This is a genomic window from Streptomyces sp. STR69 (genome assembly GCF_024519455.1).
Classification (GTDB): domain Bacteria; phylum Actinomycetota; class Actinomycetes; order Streptomycetales; family Streptomycetaceae; genus Streptomyces.
In genome coordinates this window covers 124,960-132,121 of sequence record NZ_JALJRY010000008.1, presented here as the reverse complement: position 1 = coordinate 132,121, position 7,162 = coordinate 124,960, and the positions used below count along the sequence as shown (strand labels likewise).

Sequence of the window (7,162 nt, the reverse complement as noted above, 5' to 3'; positions counted from 1 at the left end):
GTCGCTCCCGCCTCTCCTGGTCGCGGCGGCGGTGGGCGCGCTCGCCGGTGCGCAGTGCGGCTATCTGCTCGGCCGGAAGGCGGGCGGCGCGCTGCTCACCCGCAGCCGCTCGACGCGCCTGCACGAAGGCGCCCGGCGGGCCGAGGAGTTGCTCGACCGGTACGGGCACGCGAAGGCGGTCGTGCTGGCCCGCTTCGTGCCCGTGGTGCGGACGGTGCTGAACCCGGTGGCGGGCGCGCTCGGGGTGCCCGTCCGGACGTTCACCGTGTGGCAGGTGGTCGGCGGTCTGGTGTGGAGCCTGGGGCTGACGCTCGCCGGTTACGCGCTGGGTTCCTCGGTCCCGAACGTCGACAAGTACCTGCTGCCCATGGTCGCCCTGATCGTGCTCGTGTCGCTGCTCCCCCTCGCCGCCGAGGTGCGCCGCTCCCGCAGGGCGGCCCGGGCGACGAAGGCCGGGGAGGCGCACGGATGATCTTCGTCGCCTTCCAGGGATCCTCGATCGACGGCTCGGCCTACGAGGACGTGGTGAACTCGGCGCAGCAGGCGCCCGGTTGGCTGGACGACGCGGTCTCGGCCTGGTCGACGTACGGGCTCGCGGTGTTCGCCCTGCTGATGCTCGTGGGCTGGTGGCGGGCGCGCCGGGTGGGTGCCGAGGCGGCGCTGACGGCGCTGGCCGTGCCGCTGGTCGTGGTGGCCGTGTACGGGATCGACACCCTGCTGAAGTCACTGGTGCGGGAGAACCGGCCCTGCCAGAGCCTGCGGGTGGTCACACTGGAGGCGTGTCCGGCGCGGGGCGACTGGTCCTTCCCCAGCAATCACGCGACGATCGCGGCGGCTGCGGCGGTCGCCCTGTTCTTCGTCTCCCGCCGGCTCGGCGCGCTCGCGGCCGTGGCCGCCCTCGCGATGGCGGTGTCCCGGGTGTGGGTCGGGGTGCACTATCCGCACGACGTCGTGGCGGGCGTCCTGGTCGGCACGCTCCTCGCGTTCGGCGCGATGGTCCTGGTACGGCGACGGCCGAAGGCCCTGGTACGACGGATCACGGCCGGGCGGCTGCGACCGCTGGTGGTGTCATGAACCGCAAGGACATCGCCGAACTGGCGGGCAGCGTGGGTGTGGGTGCCTGGACCGCGTTCGGTGTGCTCAGCATGGTCGTGATCGGGCGCGAGGGCGTTCCGTTGTTCACGGACGAGGACCTGCTGTCGTGGTCCGTCGCCCACCGCCCGGACATGGCGGTGGCGGTGGCACGCGGTGTGACCGCGACCGGCACGGGCGTCGTCCCGTACGCCCTCCTCGCCCTCGCCGGACTCCTCACCGGCCGCACCGTGCGCCGCCGTGTGCTCGCCGTGATCCTGGCCACGGCCTGCCTCGCCGCCGGTCAGGGACTGCGCTACGGCGTGATGACACTGATCGCGCGGCCCCGCCCGGTGCGCGCGGACTGGGCCGGACACGCCTCGGGCTGGTCGTTCCCCTCGGGCCACACCACCACCGCGGCCGTCACCGCCGGGCTGGTGATCCTCGCGATAGGTGTACGCGCCCCGCACGGACGGACCGCGCTCTGTCTGGCCGTCGGCTGCTGGGGCGCGCTGGTCGGAGTGACCCGCGTGTATCTGGGCGTGCACTGGTTCACCGATGTGGTCGGCGGCTGGCTGTTCGCCGTCGGCTGGCTCGGTGTGTGCCTGTGCGCGGCGGCCTGGTGGCTGCCGTCACGGTGGCTCGCGGACGCGCCGGACGGTGCCGTACCACCACGGGAGGAGCCCGCGTCCCAGGGTCCGGTGTCGTAGCCGGTCGACGTCTCGGGGCGGGGCGGGGTCGGGTGGTGGGCGCTCGATTTGTTGGTGTCCTCCAGGTCGTCCGGTGGGTCGAGTTCGAGTTCGAACCAGACCTCCTTGCCCTCCTCTACGAGACGGCTGCCCCAGCGGTCGGCGAGTGCGTCGACGAGGAAGAGACCTCGGCCGTTCTCGCTGTCGGCGTCGGCTTCCAGGAGCATGGCGCTCTCCGGCTGCCGGTGCGATGGCCGGGGAAGGTACCGGCGCTCGTCCGCGACCTCACAGCGCAGGGTGCCGACGCCCAGGGAGAGGGTGAGCCGGTATCGGCCGCCGGCGTGCACGACTGCGTTGGTGGCGAGTTCGCTGACCAGCAGTTCCGTGATGTCCGTCAGGTCCGGGAGACCGTACTCGACCAGCCATTTCCGGACGGCTTCCCGGGCCTGGCGGACCGAGGATCTTCCCGGGCCGAGGATCGTGGTGCGGCCCTCGCCCACGGTCGGCAGGCCGCGCGGACGGTCGTTCGGCATGGTCGTTTCCCTTCGGCCCCGAGGGCGTTCGGCCCCGGGGGCGTTCGGCGCGTGCGGTGCGGGGCGGGGTCCGACACCGGGCCCGGCCCCGTGTCCACCATGCGTCCGCCGTGCCCGTCGGGTCTCGGGGGGAACTACCCGAATCCGCGCGGCGGTTCGTCAACCCGACGCCACAAGCTCCGTCACCACGAGGTCCGTCTCCATCCGGATCGTCCAGCCGCCCGTCGCCCCGTCATCGGACCTCATGTCCACGAACTCGCAGACCTGGCGGGTCTCCCAGAGCCCGTCCTCGGGCCGTGTCCCGGGGCCCGGCGGCCTGAAGCCGAGGAACGGATCGGTGATCCGGCCGCGCGAGGTGCGCAGCTCGCAGACGATCCGCCGAGGGGTCGACCACAATCGCAACTCCGCGCGGTCGCAGCCCTGCGCCGCCGCGTACCCGGTGGCGCCGGACACGGCCCGCGCGAGGCGGGCCGCCGCGTCGGGCGCCATGCCACGGGCCCGCGCCTGGTCCGCCGCGAACCGGTGACCGGCGGTCAGGTCCCCGTCGAGGCCGACCCCGACCGCGTCACCGGGCGGCGCGGGCAACGGGCCGAGGCCGAGGGTCGCGTAGACGGCGGGCTCCATGAACAGCGGGCTGGGGCGGACGCCGTGCCGGTCCAGTTCCGTCGGATGGGTGTGCCGGGCGGCATCGACGACGTCGGGCGGTGCCGTCCGGGTGTCGTAGAGGCACATCAGGTCGGGCGGTGCGCCGGTGAACAGTTCGGTGGCCAGGGCCTCGTACCGCTTCCACTCGGGGATCTGGCGTGGCGAACGGCCTTCCCAGACCGGCTCGCCCGTCATGTGGAGGCGGCCTTCGGGGCTCGCGTGGGTGACGTAGTAGTCGAGGGCGGTGGCCATGCTGTTCGCGGGACTTCCCCGGTACCAGTGTGCGGAGTCGCGGAAGTCGACGTGGCGGGCGTCGGGGCCGAGCGCGTTCCGCAGCAGGTCCAGTTTGCGTGAGGTGGTGATGGCCACCGGGTCCGGTTCGTCCTCGGCGCCGATGCCCTCCCTGAGGAACGGCACCACCACCGCGAGGAACTCCTCGTCGCAGGAGTGGATTCCGGCGTGATGCTTGACGGGCGGAACGGGTGGGGTGGGTGCGGTGGTTGTCGTGGATTCTCCGTGTTCCATCGGGCTGCCTTCCTTCTTCGCTCACGTCACGGCCGTACGGCCCTGCGTGCGTCGGCCCAGACGGCGACCTGGCTGCGGGAGGTGAAGCCCAACTTGCTGAGGATGCGCTCCACATGGCCCTCCGCCGTCCGCAGTGCGACCACCAGCCGGTCGGCGATCTGCTGGTTGGTCAGTCCTTCCGCGACCAGTTCGGCGACCTCGTTCTCACGGCGGGTGAGCGGGCTGTCGGCCGACTGCCGGGCGGGTGAATCCCGTTCGCCCAGCGCGTGGCGCACCGCGTCGTCCGGGGTGAGTGCGAGGCCCTCGCGGTAGGCGTGGTCGAAGTCGGCGCCCAGCAGCGCGCGGGCGGCTTCCTCGGCCTCGGTGCGCACCGGGCCGTGGGACGGGGTGCGGTCGAGGGCGACATGGGCGTCCCGCCAGATCCGCTTGGCCGCGCCCAGCAGCACCGCGGCCGACCGGCCGTCCCCGTCGCGCGCGTGCACTGCGGCGAGCAGTTCCAGCGTCATGCCGATGCCGAACACGTCACCGACCACTCGCTTGAGCCACAGGCACTCCCGGGCGTGGGCCCCGGCCGACGTCTGGTCCCCCTTGGCCCACTCGCCGAAGGCGAGGATGCGCAGCAGGTAGGAGTGGATCCACTGTTCGCCGTGGCTCAGGCAGATCTGCCGGAACTCCTCGCACAGAGCCATGGACTGGTCGAACTCGCCCTGGATGGCGAGGACATGGGCCAGTTCGACGTACTTGAAGCCGACCAGGCTCATCGACTCGCCCTCGTACGGTGGCCGGGACAGCGCCTCCTCGTAGACGGCCCGGGCCCGGTCGTAGTCGCCGCTGATCAGGAGGGCGCCGCCCCGGCCGAAGAAGGTGTGGGCCACCTCGGCCTCGGCGCCGAGCCGCAGGGCCAGTGCGCGGGACTCCTCGGCGAGGGGCGCGGCCCGGACGGCGTCACCCTGGCTGAGCAGCATCAGGGCCAGCGACCACAGCGCCCGAGCGCGGGCGACGGTCGGCTCGGGGGCGGTGGCGAGCAGCCGTTCCAGCCAGAACCTGCCCTCCATCAGGGCGCCGGTCGCGAACCAGAAGAACCACAGATGTCCGGCCAGCTTCAGCCCCGCCTGCACCTCGCCCGGTGTGGTGAGGCAGTACTCCAGCGCCGACCGGACGGTGTCCGACTCCGCGTGCAACCGCCGTACCAGCTCCGGCTGTTCGGGCCCGAACCAGCGGCGCTCGCAGTCCTCGACGAAGTCCAGGCACCAGTCCCGGACCCGGCGCCGGGCCGTCTCCTCCGCGTCGGCGCCGTGCTCGCGGAGCCGGTCGAGGCCGTACTGCCGGATCGACTCCAGCATCCGGTACCGGGCGTGGACAACGTCGCCGTCGCGGACCAAAAGCGACTTGTCGACCAGACCGGCCACGGCGTCCACCAACTCGTCGCGGTCCAGGCCGGGTCCGGCGCAGACCTCCTCCGCGGCGCCCAGGTCGAAGCTCCCGGGGAAGGCCGATGCGCGCGCCCACACCACCCGTTCGTCGGGGGTGCACAGGTCGTGGCTCCAGTCGACGGCCGCGCGCAGGGTGCGGTGCCGGGGCAGGGCGTCCTCGCCTGCGGCGAGCAGCCGGTGGCGGCGGTCGAGGCGTTCGAGCAACTGCTGTACACCCAGGACGCGCATCCGTACGGCGGCCAGTTCGATCGCGAGCGGCAGCCCGTCCAGGCGGCGGCACAGAGCGGCCACCGCGTCCTGGTTGGCCGCCGTGAGCGAGAACCCGGGCAGTACGGCGGCGGCACGGTCGGCGAACAGGGCCAGCGACGGGTACTCCAGCGCGGCTTTCGGCGGCAGCGGCTCGTCCGCCGAGGGAGTAGGCAACGGCTGTACTTCCAGGACGTGTTGGGCGCGGACGTCCAGCGGATGTCTGCTGGTGGCCAGCACGCGCACCCCCTTCGTCTCGGCGAGCAGCGTCCCGACGAGCCGGGCGCACGCGTCCGCGAGGTGTTCGCAGTTGTCGAGGACGAGCAGCGAATCCCGGTCCTGGAGGTGGTCGACGAGGACGCGCACGGGCGAACGGCCGGACACGTCACGGATGTTGAGCGCCTCGATCAGCGCGAGCGGCACCAGCGAGGCGTCCCGCACACCGGCCAGGTGGACGAGGTGCACCCCGTCGGCGAACGCCCGCGCCAGCCGGGGCACCGCGTGCAGCACCAGCCGGGTCTTGCCGACGCCGGCCGTACCGGTCAGAGTCACCAGCCGATGGGCGGCCACCAGGCGTCTGACCTCGGCGGTCTCCTGGCGCCTGCCGACGAAGCTCGACGTCCTGACGGGCTGTCCGGTGTACTCCCCTGTCACGGATACCTGCGCATACGGTCCCGCCTCCGAAAGTGGTACGCCCGGTGCCCGCCCGCCATGGCCTCGTCGCGCATGGGCTTCAGGAAACTCTAGGGGCGAGAAGCGGACGAAGCGCCCACAGCCCGGCATTGCCGGTTGAAGGCACCTTTCCGATGGAATACGCACGGAGTCTGTTCCCCGACGATCACCAATGGATCATCCGTGCCACGTCGGATCGTCGGGTCAACTGGGCGTCGTCGGAACCGAACAGGGCGTCTCGGGGTCCGCCGGCCGGATCGTCGTACGCTCCGAACTTCCGTCCCGTACGGTCTCGTGGTCGCGGTGGGCGAGGCGTTCGCCGATGGCCGTCTCGATGAAGTGCTCCCCCGACCACGGGCGCCCGTACCCGGTCGCGGTGACCTCGACGAGCGGCAATCGACGACGGCGTGCAGCCCGGGCGCCGGATGCTCAGGGCGCGGCAGTCGGCCCGTCCGGGTGGCTCCGGCGCTGTGCGACCATCTCGCGGGTCAGCGCCTCGGTCTCCGGCTCCGGCAGCCGCTCGAAGCCGTCCTCGGTGATGACCGACACGATGGGGAAGATACGGCGGTTGATGTCGGGGCCGCCGGTGGCCGAGTCGTCGTCGGCCGCGTCGTACAGGGCCTGCAGCGCCGTCAGGGCCGCGTCGCGCCGGGACATGCCCTGGTGGAACAGCTTCTTCAGGGCGCCCCTGGCGTACGGGGAGCCGGAGCCCTCGGCGTGGAAGTCCGGTTTCTCGTAGGTGCCGCCGACGACGTCGAAGGTGAAGATGCGGCCCTTGGCGCCCTCGGGGGCGGCGGGGTCGTAGCCGACGAGGAGCGGTACGACGGCGAGGCCCTGCATGGCCTGGCCGAGGTTCTGCCGGATCAGGCCGGCGAGGCGGGTGGCCTTGGCGTTGAGGGTCATCGGGATGCCCTCGATCTTCTCGAAGTGCGTCAGCTCGACCTGGTACAGCTTCACCATGTCGACGGCGAGACCGACCGTGCCGGCGAACGCGACCGCCGTGTAGTCGTCCGCGGGGTGCACCTTCTCCAGGTCGCGTTGCGCGATGACGTTGCCCATGGTGGCCCTGCGGTCCCCGGCTATCAGTACGCCGTCGCGGTAGGTGAGCGCCAACACCGTGGTGCCGTGCGGGAATTGACCCTCGGCCACGCGGACACCGTCCGGGAAGGGGCGGCGGGTGGGCAGCAGCGCGGGCCGGTGCGCGGCCAGGAACTCGGTGAAGGACGAGGTTCCGGGAGTGAAGAACTCCTCCGCCGGCCGGCCGTCGTTCTCGTTCCCTGCCATGCCACTCCCTCTCGACCGCGGGTCAACAACGGTCTCCTACCTGAACCGGCTGGACGGGAAACGC

General features: G+C 72.2%; 7 protein-coding genes and 1 pseudogene. 3 read left to right on the top strand and 5 right to left on the bottom strand.

What is annotated here, in order from left to right; all coding sequences use genetic code 11:
• From OC490_RS16900 to OC490_RS16890, 3 genes are all read left to right on the top strand, one after another.
• Positions 1-472: DedA family protein (locus OC490_RS16900; protein WP_262058766.1), on the top strand; the 472-nt coding region annotated here is incomplete at its 5' end.
• Positions 469-1,074 (top strand): phosphatase PAP2 family protein, encoded by a 606-nt coding sequence (locus OC490_RS16895; RefSeq protein ID WP_410098629.1) that lies wholly within the window; start codon positions 469-471, stop codon positions 1,072-1,074. The genes OC490_RS16900 and OC490_RS16895, both read left to right, overlap by 4 nt.
• A complete protein-coding gene (locus OC490_RS16890) occupies positions 1,071-1,781 on the top strand; it encodes a phosphatase PAP2 family protein (protein ID WP_262058765.1) in 711 nt (236 codons plus the stop codon). Before OC490_RS16895 ends, OC490_RS16890 begins: the two co-directional genes overlap by 4 nt.
• A gap of 152 nt (positions 1,782-1,933) precedes the next feature.
• On the opposite strand, the pseudogene OC490_RS16885 reads toward OC490_RS16890, so the two are convergent.
• The 5 genes and pseudogenes from OC490_RS16885 to prcB form a co-directional block, all read right to left on the bottom strand.
• Positions 1,934-2,293: pseudogene (locus OC490_RS16885) on the bottom strand (ATP-binding protein); the annotation flags it as partial.
• 159 nt (positions 2,294-2,452) lie between these two features.
• Positions 2,453-3,463: an MEDS domain-containing protein gene (locus tag OC490_RS16880; protein ID WP_262058764.1), complete on the bottom strand. Its 1,011-nt coding sequence runs from the start codon at positions 3,461-3,463 to the stop codon at positions 2,453-2,455.
• Between the two features lie 26 nt (positions 3,464-3,489).
• Positions 3,490-5,796: an ATP-binding protein gene (locus OC490_RS16875; RefSeq protein WP_262058763.1), complete on the bottom strand. Its 2,307-nt coding sequence runs from the start codon at positions 5,794-5,796 to the stop codon at positions 3,490-3,492.
• Positions 5,797-6,018: 222 nt separating this feature from the next.
• Positions 6,019-6,210, bottom strand: coding sequence for a hypothetical protein (locus OC490_RS16870; protein WP_262058997.1), 192 nt, complete (start codon positions 6,208-6,210; stop codon positions 6,019-6,021).
• Positions 6,211-6,243: 33 nt separating this feature from the next.
• Positions 6,244-7,098, bottom strand: coding sequence for a proteasome subunit beta (gene prcB / locus OC490_RS16865; RefSeq protein ID WP_262058762.1), 855 nt, complete (start codon positions 7,096-7,098; stop codon positions 6,244-6,246).
• Between the last annotated feature and the right edge of the window lie 64 nt (positions 7,099-7,162).

Coding starts and splice junctions, on each gene's coding strand:
- OC490_RS16895 (WP_410098629.1), top strand. CDS start 469: ATGATCTTCGTCGCCTTCCAGGGATCCTCGATCGACGGCTCGGCCTAC.
- OC490_RS16890 (WP_262058765.1), top strand. CDS start 1,071: ATGAACCGCAAGGACATCGCCGAACTGGCGGGCAGCGTGGGTGTGGGT.
- OC490_RS16880 (WP_262058764.1), bottom strand. CDS start 3,463: ATGGAACACGGAGAATCCACGACAACCACCGCACCCACCCCACCCGTT.
- prcB (WP_262058762.1), bottom strand. CDS start 7,098: ATGGCAGGGAACGAGAACGACGGCCGGCCGGCGGAGGAGTTCTTCACT.